Source organism: Pedobacter yonginensis, from assembly GCF_003173595.1.
Classification (GTDB): Bacteria; Bacteroidota; Bacteroidia; order Sphingobacteriales; family Sphingobacteriaceae; genus Pedobacter; species Pedobacter yonginense.
Window position 1 is genome coordinate 428,638 of sequence record NZ_QGNZ01000004.1, and the last position, 19,473, is coordinate 448,110.

Below are 19,473 nucleotides of genomic sequence, written 5' to 3' on the forward strand. Positions count from 1 at the left end.
AAATTTAATAAACATGATTAAATTTATTCTTCCTGAAGAAGTTCTTCCTTTAAGAAGTTTGGTTTTACGAAACGGTAAGCCATTTGATCAATGTGTTTTTGCTGGAGATGTGGCATACGATACTTTTCACTTGGGCTATGTTGAGCACGATAAGATCAAATCGATAGCTACTTTTATGCGGAATGATTTCTTTCCGGATGAAGGGGAAGGCTATCAGCTTAGAGGAATGGCCACGCATCCCGATGAAGGAGGGAAAGGATATGGAGCAGCCCTGATTAACTTTGCTATTGAATACCTGAAAGAATACCGTACAGATTATTTGTGGTGTAATGCCCGTTCTACCGCTGCCTCGTTTTATAAAAAATTAGGATTTACAACCGATGCTCCAGAATTTGACATTCCCGGAATTGGTTTCCATTACGAAATGAAATTAAACTTAAAATATAATAATTAAACATGAAAACGATTGACCAGTTTAACTTTAAAGATAAAAAAGCATTAATCAGAGTAGATTTTAATGTGCCGCTCGATGATGATTTCAAAATTACCGATGATAAAAGAATGCGTGCTGCATTGCCTACAATCGAGAAAATATTAAACGATGGCGGTTCAGTAATTCTAATGTCGCACTTGGGTCGTCCAAAAGATGGACCAACTGATAAATATTCTTTAAAACATATTCTTGGCGATCTTTCTAGGATGTTGGATTTAGAAGTGAAGTTTGCCGACGATTGTATTGGAGAAAGTGCTGTAAACCAAGCCAATAATTTATATCCTGGCGAAGTTTTGTTGCTAGAAAACCTTCGTTTTTATAAAGAAGAAGAAAAAGGCGATGTTGCATTTGCAGAAAAATTATCCAAGCTAGGCGATGTTTATGTGAACGATGCTTTCGGTACGGCTCACCGTGCACATGCATCTACTTCTATCATTGCACAGTTCTTCCCAGATGCCAAATTCTCTGGTTATTTGATGGCTGGCGAAGTTGCAAACGCAGAAAAAATATTAAATCACCCAGAAAGACCATTCACTGCCATTATGGGTGGTGCTAAAGTATCTGATAAAATCCTTCTGATTGAAAAATTATTGGATAAGGTAGATAACTTAATTATTGGTGGCGGTATGGCTTATACTTTTGCAAAAGCACAAGGCGGCGAAATCGGAACTTCTTTATTAGAAGCTGATAAGCAAGAACTTTCTTTAGAATTGCTTGAAAAAGCTAAAGCCAAAGGTGTTCAACTCATTTTACCTGTTGATACCGTTATTGCAGATAAATTTGCAAACAATGCCGATAAAAAGGATGTTGATTCCGGTCATATTCCAGCAGATTGGATGGGCTTGGATATTGGTCCAAAATCAGTTGCTTTATTTCAAGAGGTAATTAAGAACTCAAAAACCTTATTGTGGAATGGGCCTATGGGTGTTTTTGAGATGGAAAACTTCGAAGTAGGTACAAAAGCAGTGGCAGAAGCCGTTGTAGCAGCCACCAAAGAAAACGGGGCTTTCTCCTTAATTGGGGGTGGCGATTCAGCTGCGGCAATTGCAAAATTTGGCTTCGAAGATGAAGTAAGCTACGTATCAACTGGTGGTGGTGCTTTGTTAGAGTATATGGAGGGTAAAGAATTGCCTGGTGTTAAAGCACTTAACGACTAAAAGTGGAAAGGCTGAAAGAATAAAACGATCGTCACCCTGAATTTATTTCAGGGTCTTAGTTGTTTTGGATAGATTTTCGGAAACCCATAAACTTTTATATATCCATTAAGATGCTGAAATAAATTCAGCATGACGGAGCTGTGTTTTAGTCGATTCAGCATGAAGGATGACTTTAAGAGATTTCCTAAAACAATCCTTACCCTGAGTTCATTTCAGGGTCTTAGTGATAACGAATAGACCTTAAAAGTTCTTCATAAAATTCACTGTTAAACGGCAACATCGAGCCAATTTTTTGCGCTCCGACTAAACAAAACCTCGCTGGTTACTAAAACCTGCGAGGTTTTTTTTTGCGCTCAATTTAGAAAGTGGGATTTCCTTACACATGCTCATAAATTCATCGTAAACCCCTTAGTTATCAGTAAATAAGGCGTTTTTTAATTTTCTGTTTGTGTACTTACTGTTACTTGATAAAGCCTAAAAAAAGAAATTTAGGGTGTTGAAAACTTTTTTGTGGTAAAAAGTGGTAAAAAGTGGTAAAACTCTTTACTTTTACACTAGATAAAAAGTGTAAATACCACTATGACCCAACTTTTAGGAGAATTCGATTGTAAACTTGACGCAAAGGGACGCCTTATGGTGCCTGCTGCGCTTAAGAAACAATTGCCTGAGGCTGAGAAAGATGGGTTGGTGATTAACCGTGGTTTTGAAAAAAATCTGGTTATTTATCCGAGAAAAGTTTGGGATGCAATTCTTGCAGACCTAAACAAATTAAATATTTACGAGAAAAAGAATCGTGATTTTGTTAGAGCCTTTACTCGTGGTGCAACGGAGCTTAGTCTAGATGCTGCCGGCCGTGTATTGTTGCCGAAATCTCTTGTTGAATTTGCTGGAATCGGAGCTGATTTGGTTTTGGCTTGCCAGTTAGATAAAATTGAGGTTTGGGACAAAAAAGCATACGAAGATTTATTTGATGATGTTCCAGAAAACTTTGCAAATCTTGCGGAGGAAGTAATGGGCAGTAAAAACAGGAGGGAAGATGGAGAATAATTACCATATTCCTGTAATGTTGCAGCCCTGCATTGATGGCTTAGATATTAAACCTGATGGTGTTTATGTTGATGTAACGTTTGGCGGCGGTGGGCATTCGAAAGAAATTTTGAAGCACCTAGGTCCGAACGGTACTTTGATTGCCTTTGATCAAGATCCTGATGCACAAGCTAATATCCCCAACGATAATCGTTTTATATTTATCGATCAAAATTTTGGTTTCCTAAAAAATAATCTTCGCTTAAAAGGATTTAAGCAAGTAGATGGCATTTTGGCCGATCTTGGGGTTTCTTCTCATCAATTTGATGTGCCTCAACGCGGCTTTTCTATTCGCTTCAATGCAGATTTGGATATGCGTATGGATCCAAACGGAAAGTTAACCGCGGCAGAAGTTTTAAATACATACAGCGAAGACAAACTTCATAAATTATTTGGCATTTATGGAGAAGTTAAGAATGCCAAGACTTTAGCGCGTGCTATCGTTACTGCTCGGTTAGAGAAATCTTTTACCGATATCGATAGTTTTAAAGCCGCCATTTCCGAATATATCCCGAAAGGAAAAGAAAATAAGTATTTGGCTCAAGTTTTTCAGGCCTTACGCATTGAGGTTAACGCCGAAATTCAAGTGTTAGAAAATTTCCTTCAACAAGCAGCAGAAGTTTTAAAGCCCGGCGGTCATTTGGTGGTGATGTCTTACCATTCTTTGGAAGATCGGCCAGTTAAAAATTTCATGGCTAAAGGTAAATTTCAGGGCGAGGTAGAAAAAGATTTCTTCGGAAACCAACAAAAGCCATTTAATGTGATTACCCGCAAAGCGATTATTGCTTCTGATGAGGAAATTGCTCAGAATAACAGAGCCCGCAGTGCGAAATTAAGAATTGCAGAGAAAATATGAACAGGTTTAGAGCGGATATAGAAGAAGAAGAGATTGGGCCTGAGCCAGAATTAAAAGCTGCGCCTAAAAAACCGAAAACTGCTGAAGAGAAAATGGACAGCAATTCATTCATTAGCAAGCTGTTTAATGATGGGTTGGTAACCAAAGATGCCGCAACTAATGCATTGCCTTTTTTATGTTTTTTGGCCTTGTTGGGTATGGTTTACATTGCCAACAGCCATTTCGCGGTAAACAATGTACGCCGAATTGATAAGTTGAACAAAGAAGTGAAAGAGTTAAGATGGGAATATAAATCTTTAAAAGCCGACCTCATGTTTAAAAGTAAATTAACGGAGGTGGCTAAAAAGGTAGATACACTCGGAATAAAAGAATTAATTGAACCACCAAAAAAAATAATTGTTAAAAGCGATGAATATTAGAGCAAACATCTTGCTTCGTGTATATCTGGCATTTGGCTTAATTGTGCTTTTTGCTTTGGCGGTATTTCTCCGCCTTGGTCAGGTGCAGTTTGTACAGGGGCATAAATGGAAAGCTATGGCAGATAGTCTTTCTACGCGTTATGTAAATGTAGAAGCCACACGTGGAAACATTTATTCGAATGATGGGAGTTTATTGGCTACTTCAGTACCCGAATACGAGTTGAGGATGGATATGTTTGCGGGCGGTATTGCCGATGATAAAGTTTTTAATGAAAAAGTAGATTCGTTGGGTTTGAAATTAGCTCAGCTTTTTGGCGATAAAACACCAAAAGAATATGCTCGTTATTTGCGCATCGGTCGCCAAGATAGTGCGCGTTATTTATTAATTCACCGCAAGGTTAGTTATTCTGATTTAAAGGTCATCAGAACCTTCCCGCTGTATAACATCGGTAAGTTTAGCGGTGGTTTAATTGCTGTTCAGCAAAACAAGCGCATTCTTCCTTTTCAGGCTTTGGCTGCACGTACCATTGGTTATAAAAACGAAAATGTAAAGAATGGTGTAGGTTTGGAAGGGGCTTACAATGAGTACATTAACGGTGAAACGGGCAAGCGATTGATGCAACGTATTGCAGGTGGTGTTTACATTCCTGTAAATGAAGAAGCGGAGGTTGCACCTAAAGATGGCGCGGACATTATTTCGACCATCGACATTAACATGCAGGATTTGGCTCAAAGTGCATTGGAAAAACAATTGATCAAAAGCCAAGCCGATCATGGAGCGGTGATTGTGATGGAAGTGGCCACTGGCGAAATTAGAGCGGTTGCCAATTTTTCGAAAGTAGAAGAAGGCGTTTATAAAGAAAAATTTAACTACGCAATTGCCGGTAATCAAGATCCTGGATCAACATTTAAGTTGGCCTCTTACATGGCTTTGCTTGAAGATAAAATTGTAGATACAGGTACGATGGTGGCAACAGGGAATTACCAAATTCCTGGTCACTTAATTAAAGATTCTCACGGCAGTATTGGTGTAGTGAGCGTAAAAAAGGCTTTTGAGCAATCATCAAATGCAGCCGTTGCGTATTTAGTAAATAATGGCTATCGCGAGGATCAATCAAAATTTACAGATCATTTGTACGATTGGCACTTAAACGAAAAGTTAGGTTTACAAATCCCAGGTGAAGCACAGCCAGTGGTTAAAACGCCAAAAAACAAAAGCTGGAATAAGAATATGACCTTGCCGCAGATGGCTTACGGTTATGAGATGCAACTCACACCTTTAAAAATGCTTTCGTTTTACAATGCTGTTGCCAATAACGGGAAATACATTGCGCCAATTTTTGTAAAAGAGATTAGAAGACTGGGTAACCCAATCGAGCAATTTCAAGCAAGAGTAATTAACGAAAAAATCTGTTCGGATAAAACCTTAAGCAAAGTTAAAAAGATGCTAGAAGGTGTGGTAACAGAGGGTAGTGGTAAACAGGTGGTTTATAATCCGCTTTACAAAATTGCAGGTAAAACCGGTACGGCACAGGTTGCTGACGCGAATAAAGGATATAAGGCTAATAAGCAATATCAAGCATCGTTTGTGGGCTATTTTCCTGCTGATAAACCTAAGTATTCGATGATTGTGGTGATAAATGATCCTAAAGGGAACTATTATGGTGCTTTAGTTTCAGGACCAGTGTTTCGTGAAATCGCAGATCGTATTTATGCCAGCGATATGCAAATGTATGATGATGTGCCTACTCGTTTAGTGGGTAATACAGGCAATCCACCAACCAAAGCAGGACAAAGTAAGGCTACCCAAAAAGTTTACAAGGCCTTTGGATTTAAGCCGCTATTTGCTTCTAAATCTGAATATTACAATACCATTGATACCAGCGCAGGAACCGTATTTCAAGAAAATAATGAGCGTAAAGGCATAATGCCAAACGTTGCAGGTATGGGTTTAAAAGATGCCCTTTATCTTTTAGGAAACGCTGGTTTAAAGACAAAAGCGATTGGTGCTGGTAAAGTGGTGAGTCAATCCATTCTTGCCGGAACAAAGGTAGGAAAAGGTATAGGCGTACAGATAGAATTACAATAGGTAATGTGAGGATGAGATAATGTGATAATGTGAGGACGATGGAATGAGAGAATGATGGGATGAGGGAATGATGGAGTGATTGAATGATAGAATGAGGGAATGAGAGAGTGATGGAATGAGAGAGTGATGGAATGAGAGAATGATGGAATGAGAGAATGATGGGATGAGAGAATGAGGGAAGGATAGAATGAGAGAATGACGGAATGAGAAAATGATAGAATGAAATAAGGAAAAAATGGAGAATGTAGCGATTGCAATTATCATTCACTCATTCAAAATTCATTCATTCAAAATTAAAATTCATTCATTCAAAATTTACTCATTCAAAATTCACTCATTCAAAATTAGAAATTCACTCATTCAAAATTCAAAAAGTTAATAATTAAAAAAAATGCAACTACAGGATTTACTTTATGGCGTAACCATTAAAGAGTTGGTTGGAAAAACCGATCGGGAGATTAACGCCCTAAATTTTGATTCGCGTAAAGTAGGCCAAGATGATGTTTTCTTTGCTGTAGTGGGTACAGTTGCAGATGGCCATCAATTTATAGAACAAACCATTAGTCAGGGTGCAGCTGTTATCATTTGTGAAAACTTGCCGGAGATAGAGGATTTTACCCTAACCTACGTAAAAGTAGAAAACAGCTCAGTGGCTTTAGGCATTATGGCGGGCAACTATTTCGGTAATCCTTCTGCTGATTTAAAATTAATCGGTATAACTGGAACAAATGGAAAAACCACCATAGCAACCATCTTGTATAAACTGTTTAGAGATTTAGGGTACAAAACAGGTTTGTTATCTACGGTTGAAAATTACATAAATGAAGTTGTTGTAGCAGCAACGCACACCACACCAAATCCAATCGCCTTAAATGAATTGTTAAGGAAAATGGTTGATGCAGGTTGTGATTATTGCTTTATGGAAGTAAGTTCACATGCAGTTTCACAGCACCGAATTGAGGGCTTAACCTTTTCTGGTGGTGTTTTTTCAAACCTTACGCACGATCATTTAGATTTTCACAAAACCTTTGATAGCTATTTAAAAGCGAAAAAAGCTTTCTTTGATGGCTTGCCGAAAAATGCTTTCGCCTTAACCAATATTGACGATAAAAACGGGGCGGTAATGTTGCAGAATACGAAGGCGTATAAAAAAACGTATGCCCTAAAACAAATTGCAGATTTCAAAGCTAAAATAATCGAAAACCAATTTAGTGGTTTGCATCTAGACATCGATAATGAAGATGTGTATTTCAAGCTGGTTGGCTCTTTTAATGCCTACAATTTATTAGCCGTGTACGGCACAGCAATTTTATTAGAGCAGGACAAACTCAAGGTATTAACCTTGTTAAGTCGTTTATCGGGGGCTGAAGGTCGTTTCGATTATATCGTTTCACCAGAGAAAATCATCGGAATTGTAGATTATGCACATACTCCAGATGCTGTTCAGAATGTGTTGAGTACCATTGCCAACATCAGAAAAGGTACAGAACAGGTGATCACGGTAATTGGCTGTGGAGGCGATAGAGATAAAACTAAACGCCCGATTATGGCGCAGGTAGCTTGCGATTGGAGCGATAAGGTAATCCTAACATCTGATAACCCAAGAACAGAAGATCCTCAAGCCATCATCAACGAGATGGAGGCAGGTGTTTCACCAACAAACAAACGTAAAACCATATCTATTTTGGATAGAAGGGAAGCCATAAAAACGGCATGCCATTTAGCGCAGAGCGGAGATATAATACTTATTGCAGGGAAAGGTCATGAAAAGTATCAGGAGATTAATGGCGTGCGCAACCATTTTGATGATAAAGAAATTTTAAGTGAACAATTAAACGCAAACAGCTAATGTTATATTTATTATTCGAATACCTGCATAAGCACTATGACATTCCTGGATTAAGGTTGTTTCAATACATCACGTTTCGTGCTTCTATTTCCATAATCCTGTCGCTGATTATTACCACAGTGTATGGCCGTAGAATTATAGATTTCTTACACACCAAGCAAGTTGGCGAAACAGTGAGAAACTTGGGTTTAGAAGGACAAATGCAAAAACAAGGTACGCCTACAATGGGTGGAATTATGATTTTGTTGGGGATTCTAATACCGACAATTCTGTTCGCAAACATCGCTAATATTTACGTAATCTTAATGATTGTAACTACAGTATGGATGGGTGCAATTGGCTTTTTAGACGACTACATTAAAGTTTTCAAGAAAAATAAAGAGGGATTAGCAGGACGGTTCAAAGTTGTTGGACAGGTTGGTTTAGGCTTAATTATCGGCTGGACCATGTATTACCATCCAAATATTGTGGTTAGAGAAACCGTTCAAGATGATGTTAAAAATACTTCTTCTGTGCCAATGGTTTTACGCCAAAAAGGAGAAACCTTTTACTATACCCAAGATGTAAAATCGACTAAAACCAACATGCCTTTTTATAAAAACAATGAGTTTGATTATGCAAAGGTGTTGAAGTTTTTGGGCAAAGACTATCAAAAATACGCCTTCATTATCTTTCTGGCATTTACCGTTTTTATCATCACCGCGGTATCTAACGGTGCAAATATTACGGATGGTATTGATGGCCTTGCCACAGGTACTTCGGCCGTAATTGGCACTACGCTGGGCATCTTGGCCTACGTATCTGGTAACACTGTAATGGCTGATTATCTGAATATTATGTACATCCCGAATTCTGGGGAGTTGATGATTTTCGCTGGAGCTTTTGTGGGTGCTTGTGTAGGTTTCCTTTGGTATAATTCATATCCAGCTCAGGTTTTTATGGGAGATACAGGCAGTTTGGCCATCGGTGGTATTATTGCCGCCTTTGCCATTATGATTAGAAAGGAATTGTTAATTCCGATTTTATGCGGCGTGTTTTTAATTGAGCTGGTTTCGGTGATTATGCAGGTATCATACTTCAAATACACCAAAAAGAAGTTTGGCGAAGGGCGGCGCATTTTCCTAATGTCTCCACTACACCATCACTATCAGAAAAAGGGCTATCACGAAGCGAAAATTGTAACCCGTTTCTGGATTATCGGAATTATGCTCGCCATTATGACCATTGTAACACTAAAACTGAGATAATACTGAATAGCATCAAAATCAACAAAACATAAACAAAAACCATGAACACCAATAACTCGATAACAAACCCAAATATTAATGCCAAGTCAGGATTGACAGGGCAGGGGCGTGTCGTAATTTTGGGTGCAGGCGAAAGTGGCGTAGGTGCGGCACTTTTGGCACAGCAAAAGGGTTTTGATGTTTTTGTGTCCGACTTCGGTGTAATTGCAGATCATTATAAAGCAATGCTCGAACGTGCTTCAATTCCTTTTGAGGCTGAAAAACACACAGAAGAAAGTATCCTTAATGCCGTTGAAGTGATTAAAAGTCCAGGTATTCCGGCAACTGCGCCAATCATTAAGAAATTAGTGGCAAAAGGTATTCCCGTAATTTCTGAAATTGAATTTGCCAAACGATACACCAACGCAAAAACGGTTTGCATCACTGGATCAAACGGTAAATCGACCACGAGCTTGCTTACCTATCACATCTTGAAAAACGCAGGTCTCAATGTGGGCTTGGCAGGTAATATTGGGCAGAGCTTTGCCGCTCAAGTAGCTTCGGAGAGCTACGATTGGTATGTGTTAGAGATTTCGAGCTTTATGTTGGATGATATGTTTGAGTTCAAGGCAGATATTGCCGTTCTACTCAACATTACACCAGATCATTTAGATCGCTATGATTATAAATTAGAAAATTATGCCGCATCCAAAATGCGCATTATTCAAAATCAAACAGCAGATGATGTTTTCATTTATTGTGCTGACGATGAAGAAAGTTTAAAAGCACTTCAAACCAAACAGCCCTTGGCAAAATCTTATCCTTTTTCGATTGTGCAAACCGTTGATCAAGGTGCTTATTTAGAGAACAATACCATACATATACTTACAGAACCAAATAACGAACTAACCATGTCTATATCAGATTTAGCCCTACAAGGCAAGCACAACATTTACAATTCTATGGCTTCGGGTATTGTAGCGAAGGTTTTAGAGCTCAGAAATGAAACCATTCGCGAGAGCATGGGTAATTTCAAAAATATTGAGCACAGATTAGAGCATGTAGCCAAGATTTCTGGTATCGATTTCATTAACGATAGCAAAGCAACCAACGTAAATTCTACCTGGTATGCATTAGAAAGCATGACGAGCGATGTGGTTTTGATTATGGGCGGCGTGGATAAGGGTAACGATTACAACATGCTGAAAGATTTGGTTAAAAGTAAAGTTAAAGCCATTGTTTGTTTGGGGAAAGATAACAAACGCATACACGATGCTTTTGAGGATGATGTGGATGTGATTGTAAATACCTTTTCGGCAGAAGAAGCTGCACAAATTGCTTTTCACTTAGCTAAACGTGGGGATGCCGTATTGTTATCGCCAGCCTGTGCGAGTTTCGATTTATTTAAAAATTACGAAGACCGCGGAAATCAATTTAAAGCGGCAGTTAGAGAATTATAATAGGAGGCTTAAGATATGTTTCAAGCACTACTTAATAAAACAAAAGGAGATAGATGGATCTGGTTGATCATCATTCTGCTTTCACTTATATCTGTTATGGCAGTATATAGTGCAACAGGAACGCTGGCTTATAAAAGGGGTGAGGCTGTTGAAAAGCTGTTTCTCTTTAAGCATTTTATTTTCGTTTTAATGGGTATCGGGATGATCTACATTGCCCATTTACTCGATTACAGGTATTATGCGGGAATTTCAAAAATCTTGATGATTATAACCATTCCGTTGTTGCTTTATACTTTGGTTTTTGGTGCTAATGTGAACGATGCATCACGTTGGGTTAAAATTCCGGTTATTGGCTTAACTTTTCAAACATCCGATTTGGCTAAACTAGCACTGATAACCTTCTTGGCGCGCATGTTAACCAAGAAACAAGAAAATATTAAGAATGTAAAAGAGTCTTTCATTCCGATAATGGGCTCAGTTTGTGTGGTTTTCGTGTTAATTGCGTTAGCCAACTTATCTACCGCTTTAATGTTGTTTGGTGTGAGCATTTTGCTGTTAATTATTGGTAGAATCAGCATTAAGCAAATATCCATTGTATGTGTTGGTGGAGCAATCTTATTGTTATTTGTTGTGTTTTTGGGTCCGAGGCGTGCAACCTATGCCTCAAGGATAAAATCTTTTATTCATCCAGAACAACAGCATTCAGATAAAACTTTCCAGGCAGATCAAGCAAAAATTGCATTGGCAACTGGTGGTGTTTTTGGTAAAGGTCCAGGTAATAGTACGCAGCGCAACTTCCTCCCGCATCCTTATTCTGATTTTATTTTCGCCATTATTATTGAAGAATGGGGAACGTTTGGAGGACTTGTGATTATGATACTTTATCTGGTGCTTTTATACCGATGTATAAAAATTGTAACTCGAGCACCCAAGGCCTTTGGTGCACTGCTTGCCGCCGGACTAAGTTTTAGTTTAACCATTCAGGCTTTCGCAAACATGGCGGTTGCGGTTGGTTTGGGGCCGGTTACAGGTGTACCCCTTCCATTGGTAAGCATGGGCGGAACCTCAATGATTTTTACCAGTGTGGCATTCGGGATTATCTTGAGCGTAAGTAGAGATGTTGAAGAAAACCTCGCCGGAAAAGAAACAACCGAAAAAATTAAAAATAATAAAGTAATTGTTGGAGAAATACCAGCTATGGCTTAATGATTGAATTAATGAATGATTCAATTATTGAATGAAAAAATGATAAAATTAGGTGTAGCTGCAAAAAAAATAGTAGCATAAGAAAAGTTGAAGCAATCATCTAACTCAGTTAACATCCCAAAGTTGAAAAAAATAAAAAATCACAATGGAGCATGTAACTAAAATAGATTTTGTAACAGGAATTAAATTAAGGACAAAAAATTTTGTTTTGGAGTCGATTAAATTTTATCAAACACTTCCACAAACAGAAGAGGCAAGAATAATTGGAAGACAGTTTATAAGATCAGCATCGTCCGTTGGCGCAAATTACAGAGCTGCTTGTAGAAGTAGGTCAAAAGCCGAGTTTTTTGCCAAACTAAGTATAGTAGTGGAGGAGGCAGATGAAACAGCATTTTGGATAGAGATTTTGACTGAATCCGGAATTACGGATAATTTGAAAACTCAATTTCTGCTAAAGGAAGTAAACGAGATTTTAGCCATAACAGCGAAAGCTAGGAAAACAGTGAGTAATAATAAATGAAATAAAAGGTAATTTATAGAAATGTGGAATGTAACGTTTGCACTAAACATTCAAACAATTAATCATTCAAAATTCAATAATTAAATAAAAATGAATAATTCCCCAAAAATTATCATATCAGGTGGTGGCACCGGCGGGCACATTTTTCCCGCCGTAGCCATAGCCAATGCCCTAAAACGCATTGTTCCAGCCTGTGAAATCTTGTTTGTGGGCGCAACAGGCAGAATGGAAATGGAAAAAGTTCCAGCTGCAGGATATAAAATTGTAGGCTTAAACATTAGTGGCATTCAAAGAGGCTCAATTGTAAAAAACCTTGCCTTGCCCTTTAAAGTAATTGGAAGTGTGCGTAAGGCCATGCAAATTATTAACGAGTTTAAACCCGATGTAGTGGTGGGCGTAGGCGGTTACGCATCAGGACCACTATTGTACGCCGCATCATTGAAAGGCATACCCTATTTAATTCAAGAGCAGAACTCTTACGCAGGGGTAACCAATAAATGGTTGGGTAAAAAGGCTTCGAAAATTTGCGTAGCCTTTGATGATATGAATCAGTTTTTTCCGGGTGATAAAATCCTGAAAACTGGAAATCCGGTACGCAAAGAAGTCATCGATATTAAAGGGAAACATTTTGCAGGAGCAGAACTTTTAAAACTCGATCCTCAAAAGAAAACGATTTTAGTAACTGGCGGAAGTTTAGGTGCAGGAACATTAAATAAAAGCATCGAAAAACATCTTCCAGAAATTATAGCGCAGGATGTGCAAGTAATCTGGCAAACCGGAAAATTCTACTACAAAGGAATTATAGAACGTTTGGGGCCAGATCACCATCCAAACGTTAGAATTTTGGAGTTTTTAAATAAAATGGACTTAGCTTACGCAGCAGCAGATGTGATCATCAGCCGAGCAGGAGCCGGAACCATAGCAGAACTTTGTTTAATTAAGAAGCCTGTTATTTTGGTACCATCACCAAACGTAGCAGAAGATCATCAAACTAAAAATGCAATGGCATTGGTTAAAAATGGTGCTGCTCTTTTAGTAAACGATCGCGATGCAGAAGAAACGTTGGTAAAAGAGGCGTTGGCGCTACTAAAAAACAAAGAACAGTGCGATTTACTTTCAGCAAACCTTGGTAAAATGGCCTTGCCACAAGCAGATGAAATTATCGCAAATGAGGTGTTGAAATTGATGAAGTGAGACGGAGACGGGAGATATGAGATGGGAGATATGAGATATGAGACGGGAGATAGGTGACGGGAAGACACGAGGCATGAGATATAAAGATTAGTGTAAGGCGTAAGTCTTGATCTCACATCTAAAATCTCAGATCTAGTATCTCAGATCTCTAAACTAAAATAAAAAGAAATGGAATTAAGCAAAATTAACAGAGTGTTTTTCGTGGGTATCGGTGGTATCGGTATGAGTGCGCTTGCTCGTTATTTTGCTAAGCGAGGCTGTGCAGTTTGCGGTTACGATAAAACCAGAACCAAACTAACTGAAACGTTAGAGCAAGAAGGCATCCTCATTACTTACCTGGATGAACCAGCAGCCTTACCCTGTGCCTTTTTAGATCGTCACGATGACAGCCTAATTGTTTACACCCCCGCTATTCCAAAAGACTCGAAAATATTAAGCCACTTTAACGACAAAGGATTTAGCCTTAAAAAACGATCAGAAGTTTTGGGTATCATCAGCAAAGGAATGTTTTGCATTGCCGTTGCAGGTACACATGGAAAAACCACTACCTCATCAATAGTGGCTCATCTTCTAAAAGATACCGGTTACGATTGTACTGCCTTTCTTGGGGGCATTACAAGCAACTATAACACCAATGTATTATTTGGTAAAAATAATGTAGTGGTGGTTGAAGCGGATGAATACGATCGCTCGTTTTTAACCTTGCATCCAGATATTGCAGTGGTAACTTCTATGGATGCCGATCACTTGGATATTTATGGAGATAAAAGCCAGCTTGAAGAATCCTTCAAACTATTTGCAGGACAGCTAAAAGAGGGTGGTACACTGTATGCCCATGAAGGTTTGCCTTTGGCCAATGGCATCAGTTATGCAGCCAGCACCACGGCAACAGCAAAAGCTGAAAATTTGAGAGTAGAAGGGTCAAAATTTGTTTTCGATTACGTTGATCAATCACAAAGCATTAAAAATATTAGTTTAATGTTGCCCGGAAAACATAACGTAGAAAATGCAACCGTGGCCATTGCCATTGCTTTGCAACTTGGTATTGATGCAGAAAAAGTAAAACAGGCTGTTGCTAATTTTAAAGGCGTAAAGCGCCGTTTTGAATATATCGTAAATAACGGACAGCAGATTTATATAGACGATTACGCCCATCATCCAGAAGAATTAAAAGCTTGTTTTGATGCCGTAAGGCAGCTGTATCCAAATAAGAAATTGACCGTAATTTTTCAGCCGCATTTGTTTACACGCACCAGAGATTTCGCAGATGAGTTTGCGAAAGTTTTAAGCACTGCCGACGAATTGATGCTATTGGATATTTACCCAGCGAGAGAATTGCCCATTGAAGGCATCAACGCTCAGTTTTTATTGGATAAGATTACTCTAAACGATAAAAAAATATGTGGAAAAGATTTTGTCATTCAACAAGTTAAGAATACAAAACCTGAGTTAATTTTAACAGTTGGTGCCGGCGATATTGATACTTTGATTGAACCTTTAAAAAACACATTAAACCATGCTTAAACGAGTAAACTGGAACGCCATTTTAACAGGCTGTGCTTGGCTAATTAGTCTAGCAGGTGTGGTGGTGCTTTTAAGTTTTATCAACGTTAAAAAGCAAACCGTAAAATGTACCGACGTTAAAATTCTAATTCCAGGCGCAGATAATTTTATTGAGAGAGAAGAAATTGATGCGATTTTAAGACAAGATCAAGGCGTTTTGTTGGGTAGAAACATCGAAAAAATTAATATCCACCAAATTGAGAAAAAGCTAAGGTCCAATCCATACATTGGCTTTGCCAAAGTATATATGGATATGGATGGTGTGATGCACATCGAAGTAAAACAGCGTCAGCCCATTTTGAGGATTATGAATGCTGGTGGACAAGATTTTTACATCGACAACGATGGTTTAAAAATGCCTATTTCATCAAACTTCACGGCAAATGTGTTGGTCGCCACCGGAAATATTACTGAGGTTTTTGGTAGTCGGGTAGATACTTTACACACGCAATTGGCAAGAGATCTATACAAAACAGCCTTATACATCAAGAAGGATACCCTTTGGGATAATCAAATTGAACAGATCGAGGTCAATGCAAAAAATGATATGGTACTAATCCCAAGAGTTGGCGATGAAACCATCATTCTTGGTAATGCAGATTCGCTTGATGTTAAAATGAGAAATCTTAAAGTTTTCTACCACAGGGCATTGCCACAAGTAATTGCCCGACGTTACAAAACCATCAACATTAAATACAGCAATCAGATTGTTTGCGAACGAAGAGACTCACTAGAATTGGCACGAAAACCCAAAACAATTTCATCGGCTGATAGTTTAAGATTACATCAAAAAGTGTCTGATTCGTTGATAAATGATGTAATTGGAGATATTGTTGAAGCAAAAACAGTTGCAGCAACTACGCCAAAACCAGAACCTAAAAAACCTGAGGCCAAAAAAACCGAACCCCAAAAAACAATACCAAAGAAGGTAGAGGTAAAAAAGCCAGAGGTTAAAAAAGCCGTTACAGCAAAACCAGAAGTAAAGAAAGAAAAGGCAGTAACAGCAACCAAGCCAACGCTTACAAAAACAGAAGAAAAAAAGGAAAAAACAACAAACACTTCGAAGCCTAAAAAAACGGAAGCCGAGCTAAAGTTAAGCCGAGAAAAAGAAATAAGAGCCCTAGAAAAACAATATAAAACTCAACAAAATTAACGAATATGGACAAGGCAAAATTTACCAGTCAGTCGCCAATTGTAGTAGGATTAGATATCGGTACTACAAAAATTTGTGTCATAGTTGGTCGTAGAACACAACACGGCAAAATCGAAATCTTAGGAATAGGGAAAGCAGAATCAGCGGGAGTTACACGTGGGGTAGTTTCTAACATTCAAAAAACGGTGCAAGGTATTGCTCAAGCAGTAGAAGTAGCCAGCGGACAATCCAATGTAGAAATACAAGTGGTAAATGTAGGGATAGCTGGGCAGCACATTAAAAGTTTGCAGCACAGAGGGATTTTAACCAGAAGAGAATTAAACAACGAAATCGGTAAAAAAGACATCGATAAGTTAATTGATGATATGTTTAAATTGGTGATGCCTCCAGGAGAGGAAATTATCCATGTATTGCCACAAGAATTTACCATCGATAATGAACCAGGCATTAAAGATCCAATTGGTATGGCTGGTGTACGCCTGGAAGCCAATTTCCACATCATTTCCGGACAGGTAACGGCGGTAAAAAACATCATCAAATGTGTAAATAATGCAGGGTTACAAACTCAAGATTTGATTCTTGAGCCACTAGCATCTTCAGAATCGGTGTTGAGCGATGAAGAAAAAGAAGCTGGTATTGCATTGGTCGACATTGGTGGGGGCACAACCGATATCGCAATTTTCCACGAAGGGATCATTCGCCACACGGCCGTAATTCCTTTTGGTGGCAATAGCGTAACGGAAGATATTAGAGAAGGATGCTCTGTAATGCGTAATCAAGCTGAGTTGTTAAAAACACGCTTTGGATCGGCATTGGCAGAAGAAAATAAAGAAAATGAAATCATTTGCGTTCCAGGATTACGCGGTCGCGAGCCGAAAGAAATTTCTGTAAAAAATCTTGCCTATGTAATTCAAGCCCGTATGGAAGAAATCATCGAGCATGTATATTATGAAATCAAATCATCCGGATACGAGAAAAAATTAATCGGTGGTATCGTTATTACAGGTGGTGGTGCATTATTAAAGCACTTAAGTCAAGCGGTAGAATATGTTACCGGTTTAGATTGCCGTATTGGTTATCCAAATGAGCATTTATCTAAATACGAAGAAATGCCAAAGGCGATTTACGATGACTTAAAAAGCCCAATGTATGCAACCAGCGTTGGTTTGTTGATCAAAGGCATCCAGAAAGCAGAAGAGTTGATTGAAGAAATGAAACAACCAGGTGTGTTTGTAGAGAAAGCAAAAGTGGCGAAGGAAAAAGAAAAACGCGGACCGGGTTTATTCGATAAGTTACTTGCAAAAACTAGAACTTTCATTCAAGATGATATGAATGTAAGTGATGAAGATTACTTGAAAAGTTAATTATTTTTCAACAAAATAAGAGTTTTCCACATTATGAACACTTGTGGAAAACGTCTGTGGAAAAAGTGTTAATATTACGTTGAGTAATGAACAGAATTTAAAAATTTTTAAACAACTGATTCATAAAGATATGCAGTTCGAAATGTTAAAAGATAAGTCATCCATCATCAAAGTAATTGGTGTTGGTGGCGGTGGCGGCAACGCAGTGAATCATATGTACCTGTCTGGTATTAATGGTGTAGATTTTATTATTTGTAACACCGATGCTCAGGCTTTGGAGTTTAGCCCTATCCCTAATAAGGTACAGTTGGGTGCTAGCTTAACCGAAGGAATGGGCGCAGGATCTATCCCTGAAGTTGGTAAAAATTCAGCAATAGAGAATATTGATGACATTAAAGCCATGCTGGGTAGCACAACCAAAATGTTATTTATAACAGCTGGTATGGGCGGTGGTACAGGTACAGGTGCAAGTCCGATTATTGCCAAAGCAGCTAAAGAACTTGATATTTTAACAGTTGCAATTATTACTACACCTTTTTCTTTCGAAGGAAAAAGACGTAAACTCCAGGCCGACGAAGGCATGGAGGAACTTAAAAAATACGTTGACTCTTATCTGGTGATTTCAAATGACAGATTGCGTGAGATTTTCGGAAACTTAACACTAGGTTCGGCCTTTGGCCAAGCAGATGATATCTTAACGACTGCGGCTAAAGGTATTGCAGAAATCATCACGGTACCAGGTTACATCAACGTTGATTTTAAAGATGTGCGTACCGTAATGAAAGATAGCGGTGTAGCCATTATGGGTAGCTTTGCAGCAGAGGGCGATGATCGTGCTTTGCAAGCTGTAGAAGGTGCATTGGCTTCTCCATTGTTAAAAGATAATGAAATTGAAGGTGCGCGTTACATCTTATTGAACATCAGTTCTGGTGTAAGAGAGGTAACCATGGATGAAGTATCAATCATTACAGATTTCATACAAGAAAAAGCAGGTTTATCAGCAGATTTGATTTGGGGTAACTGTTCTGATGAATCGCTGGGAGATAAACTTTCGGTAACGATTATTGCTACAGGTTTCCAAACTTCAGAACAACGTGTAAACGAAGAGAAAAACAAAAAGAAAATATCATTATTAACGCCAGAAGAAGCGCCATTGGTTCGCCCTGTTGAGCCTGTAAATTCATTTATACAGCCAAAAACAACGCCTTCTTATGAGCCAGTAATGAAAGCAAAAGAAGAAATTGCCCAAGCCGATTTATTTGGCGGTATGTTTGCCAACAAACAAGAAACTCCAAAAGTTCAGGAGCCAGAGAATAATATCGTTCGTCATACCTTAGTAGAAGAAGAACCACAGGCAGAGCAACCACAAGAAACAGGTTTCGAGTTTGAGATTAAATTGGCCGAAACAGAATATGTTTTTGAAACACCTGTAGCAGAAATTCCTGCTATTCCAGAACCTGAACCAGAAATGCCAGTTGTAGGTTTGGATGATGATAAGAATGATGAGTCCATGGAGGAGCAATTGAAAAAATCAAAAGAACGCATTTTGCGCCTGAAAGATTTGAGTATGAAATTGCGTACCACAAACGGATTACAAGAATTGGAAAATGAGCCTGCTTATAAACGCAAACAAATGCAATTGCAACAAGTTCAGCATTCTTCAGAATCTCAAGTGAGTCGCTTTACGCTAAGTAACGATGAAGAAGGTGGTACCGAAATCAGACCAAACAATTCTTTTTTACACGACAACGTTGACTAGAATAAACCAAATATAGAATTAGAGCCCCGAGGTAATCGGGGCTTTTTTGGCGTAAAATTGGAGTGTTAAATTAAGTTAA

At 38.5% G+C, this 19,473-nt stretch carries 16 protein-coding genes; all 16 read left to right on the forward strand.

Annotated features, from left to right (window positions below; genetic code table 11):
* Positions 1 to 13: 13 nt before the first annotated feature.
* The 16 genes from DHW03_RS16770 to ftsZ all read left to right on the forward strand — a co-directional run bounded on the left by DHW03_RS16770 (position 14) and on the right by ftsZ (position 19,394).
* Entirely contained in the window at positions 14 to 454 is a 441-nt protein-coding gene (locus DHW03_RS16770; protein WP_109926997.1) for a GNAT family N-acetyltransferase, read from the forward strand.
* 2 nt (positions 455 to 456) lie between these two features.
* Positions 457 to 1,650: a phosphoglycerate kinase gene (locus DHW03_RS16775; protein WP_109926998.1), complete on the forward strand. Its 1,194-nt coding sequence runs from the start codon at positions 457 to 459 to the stop codon at positions 1,648 to 1,650.
* 579 nt (positions 1,651 to 2,229) lie between these two features.
* Positions 2,230 to 2,697: a division/cell wall cluster transcriptional repressor MraZ gene (mraZ, locus tag DHW03_RS16780; protein ID WP_109926999.1), complete on the forward strand. Its 468-nt coding sequence runs from the start codon at positions 2,230 to 2,232 to the stop codon at positions 2,695 to 2,697.
* Positions 2,687 to 3,592, forward strand: coding sequence for a 16S rRNA (cytosine(1402)-N(4))-methyltransferase RsmH (gene rsmH, locus DHW03_RS16785; RefSeq protein WP_109927000.1), 906 nt, complete (start codon positions 2,687 to 2,689; stop codon positions 3,590 to 3,592). Before mraZ ends, rsmH begins: the two co-directional genes overlap by 11 nt.
* Positions 3,589 to 4,011 (forward strand): FtsL-like putative cell division protein, encoded by a 423-nt coding sequence (locus tag DHW03_RS16790; RefSeq protein ID WP_109927001.1) that lies wholly within the window; start codon positions 3,589 to 3,591, stop codon positions 4,009 to 4,011. The genes rsmH and DHW03_RS16790 overlap by 4 nt, the downstream gene beginning before the upstream one ends.
* Entirely contained in the window at positions 4,001 to 6,100 is a 2,100-nt protein-coding gene (locus DHW03_RS16795; protein WP_109927002.1) for a penicillin-binding protein, read from the forward strand. The genes DHW03_RS16790 and DHW03_RS16795 overlap by 11 nt, the downstream gene beginning before the upstream one ends.
* 391 nt (positions 6,101 to 6,491) lie before the next feature.
* The gene (locus DHW03_RS16800) at positions 6,492 to 7,949 is read left to right on the forward strand and encodes a UDP-N-acetylmuramoyl-L-alanyl-D-glutamate--2,6-diaminopimelate ligase (protein ID WP_109927003.1); all 1,458 of its coding nucleotides are present in this window, start codon (positions 6,492 to 6,494) and stop codon (positions 7,947 to 7,949) included.
* Entirely contained in the window at positions 7,949 to 9,196 is a 1,248-nt protein-coding gene (gene mraY, locus DHW03_RS16805; protein WP_109927004.1) for a phospho-N-acetylmuramoyl-pentapeptide-transferase, read from the forward strand. The genes DHW03_RS16800 and mraY overlap by 1 nt, the downstream gene beginning before the upstream one ends.
* Before the next feature lie 41 nt (positions 9,197 to 9,237).
* Positions 9,238 to 10,635: a UDP-N-acetylmuramoyl-L-alanine--D-glutamate ligase gene (gene murD, locus DHW03_RS16810; RefSeq protein ID WP_109927005.1), complete on the forward strand. Its 1,398-nt coding sequence runs from the start codon at positions 9,238 to 9,240 to the stop codon at positions 10,633 to 10,635.
* 15 nt (positions 10,636 to 10,650) lie between these two features.
* The gene (locus DHW03_RS16815; protein ID WP_109927006.1) at positions 10,651 to 11,841 is read left to right on the forward strand and encodes an FtsW/RodA/SpoVE family cell cycle protein; all 1,191 of its coding nucleotides are present in this window, start codon (positions 10,651 to 10,653) and stop codon (positions 11,839 to 11,841) included.
* 145 nt (positions 11,842 to 11,986) lie between these two features.
* A complete protein-coding gene (locus DHW03_RS16820; protein ID WP_109927007.1) occupies positions 11,987 to 12,361 on the forward strand; it encodes a four helix bundle protein in 375 nt (124 codons plus the stop codon).
* Between the two features lie 90 nt (positions 12,362 to 12,451).
* Positions 12,452 to 13,555 (forward strand): undecaprenyldiphospho-muramoylpentapeptide beta-N-acetylglucosaminyltransferase, encoded by a 1,104-nt coding sequence (gene murG / locus DHW03_RS16825; protein WP_109927008.1) that lies wholly within the window; start codon positions 12,452 to 12,454, stop codon positions 13,553 to 13,555.
* Positions 13,556 to 13,723: 168 nt separating this feature from the next.
* Positions 13,724 to 15,079 (forward strand): UDP-N-acetylmuramate--L-alanine ligase, encoded by a 1,356-nt coding sequence (gene murC, locus DHW03_RS16830; protein WP_109927009.1) that lies wholly within the window; start codon positions 13,724 to 13,726, stop codon positions 15,077 to 15,079.
* Positions 15,072 to 16,271 (forward strand): cell division protein FtsQ, encoded by a 1,200-nt coding sequence (locus DHW03_RS16835; RefSeq protein ID WP_109927010.1) that lies wholly within the window; start codon positions 15,072 to 15,074, stop codon positions 16,269 to 16,271. Before murC ends, DHW03_RS16835 begins: the two co-directional genes overlap by 8 nt.
* Positions 16,272 to 16,276: 5 nt before the next feature.
* Positions 16,277 to 17,635 (forward strand): cell division protein FtsA, encoded by a 1,359-nt coding sequence (ftsA, locus tag DHW03_RS16840; RefSeq protein WP_109927011.1) that lies wholly within the window; start codon positions 16,277 to 16,279, stop codon positions 17,633 to 17,635.
* 130 nt (positions 17,636 to 17,765) lie between these two features.
* Entirely contained in the window at positions 17,766 to 19,394 is a 1,629-nt protein-coding gene (ftsZ, locus tag DHW03_RS16845) for a cell division protein FtsZ (RefSeq protein ID WP_109927228.1), read from the forward strand.
* Positions 19,395 to 19,473 lie beyond the last annotated feature (79 nt).

Excerpts from the sequence above, each read along its gene's own strand:
- DHW03_RS16770 (WP_109926997.1), top strand. The coding sequence starts at position 14 with ATGATTAAATTTATTCTTCCTGAAGAAGTTCTTCCTTTAAGAAGTTTG.
- DHW03_RS16775 (WP_109926998.1), top strand. The coding sequence starts at position 457 with ATGAAAACGATTGACCAGTTTAACTTTAAAGATAAAAAAGCATTAATC.
- mraZ (WP_109926999.1), top strand. The coding sequence starts at position 2,230 with ATGACCCAACTTTTAGGAGAATTCGATTGTAAACTTGACGCAAAGGGA.
- rsmH (WP_109927000.1), top strand. The coding sequence starts at position 2,687 with ATGGAGAATAATTACCATATTCCTGTAATGTTGCAGCCCTGCATTGAT.
- DHW03_RS16790 (WP_109927001.1), top strand. The coding sequence starts at position 3,589 with ATGAACAGGTTTAGAGCGGATATAGAAGAAGAAGAGATTGGGCCTGAG.
- DHW03_RS16795 (WP_109927002.1), top strand. The coding sequence starts at position 4,001 with ATGAATATTAGAGCAAACATCTTGCTTCGTGTATATCTGGCATTTGGC.
- DHW03_RS16800 (WP_109927003.1), top strand. The coding sequence starts at position 6,492 with ATGCAACTACAGGATTTACTTTATGGCGTAACCATTAAAGAGTTGGTT.
- mraY (WP_109927004.1), top strand. The coding sequence starts at position 7,949 with ATGTTATATTTATTATTCGAATACCTGCATAAGCACTATGACATTCCT.
- murD (WP_109927005.1), top strand. The coding sequence starts at position 9,238 with ATGAACACCAATAACTCGATAACAAACCCAAATATTAATGCCAAGTCA.
- DHW03_RS16815 (WP_109927006.1), top strand. The coding sequence starts at position 10,651 with ATGTTTCAAGCACTACTTAATAAAACAAAAGGAGATAGATGGATCTGG.
- DHW03_RS16820 (WP_109927007.1), top strand. The coding sequence starts at position 11,987 with ATGGAGCATGTAACTAAAATAGATTTTGTAACAGGAATTAAATTAAGG.
- murG (WP_109927008.1), top strand. The coding sequence starts at position 12,452 with ATGAATAATTCCCCAAAAATTATCATATCAGGTGGTGGCACCGGCGGG.
- murC (WP_109927009.1), top strand. The coding sequence starts at position 13,724 with ATGGAATTAAGCAAAATTAACAGAGTGTTTTTCGTGGGTATCGGTGGT.
- DHW03_RS16835 (WP_109927010.1), top strand. The coding sequence starts at position 15,072 with ATGCTTAAACGAGTAAACTGGAACGCCATTTTAACAGGCTGTGCTTGG.
- ftsA (WP_109927011.1), top strand. The coding sequence starts at position 16,277 with ATGGACAAGGCAAAATTTACCAGTCAGTCGCCAATTGTAGTAGGATTA.
- ftsZ (WP_109927228.1), top strand. The coding sequence starts at position 17,766 with ATGCAGTTCGAAATGTTAAAAGATAAGTCATCCATCATCAAAGTAATT.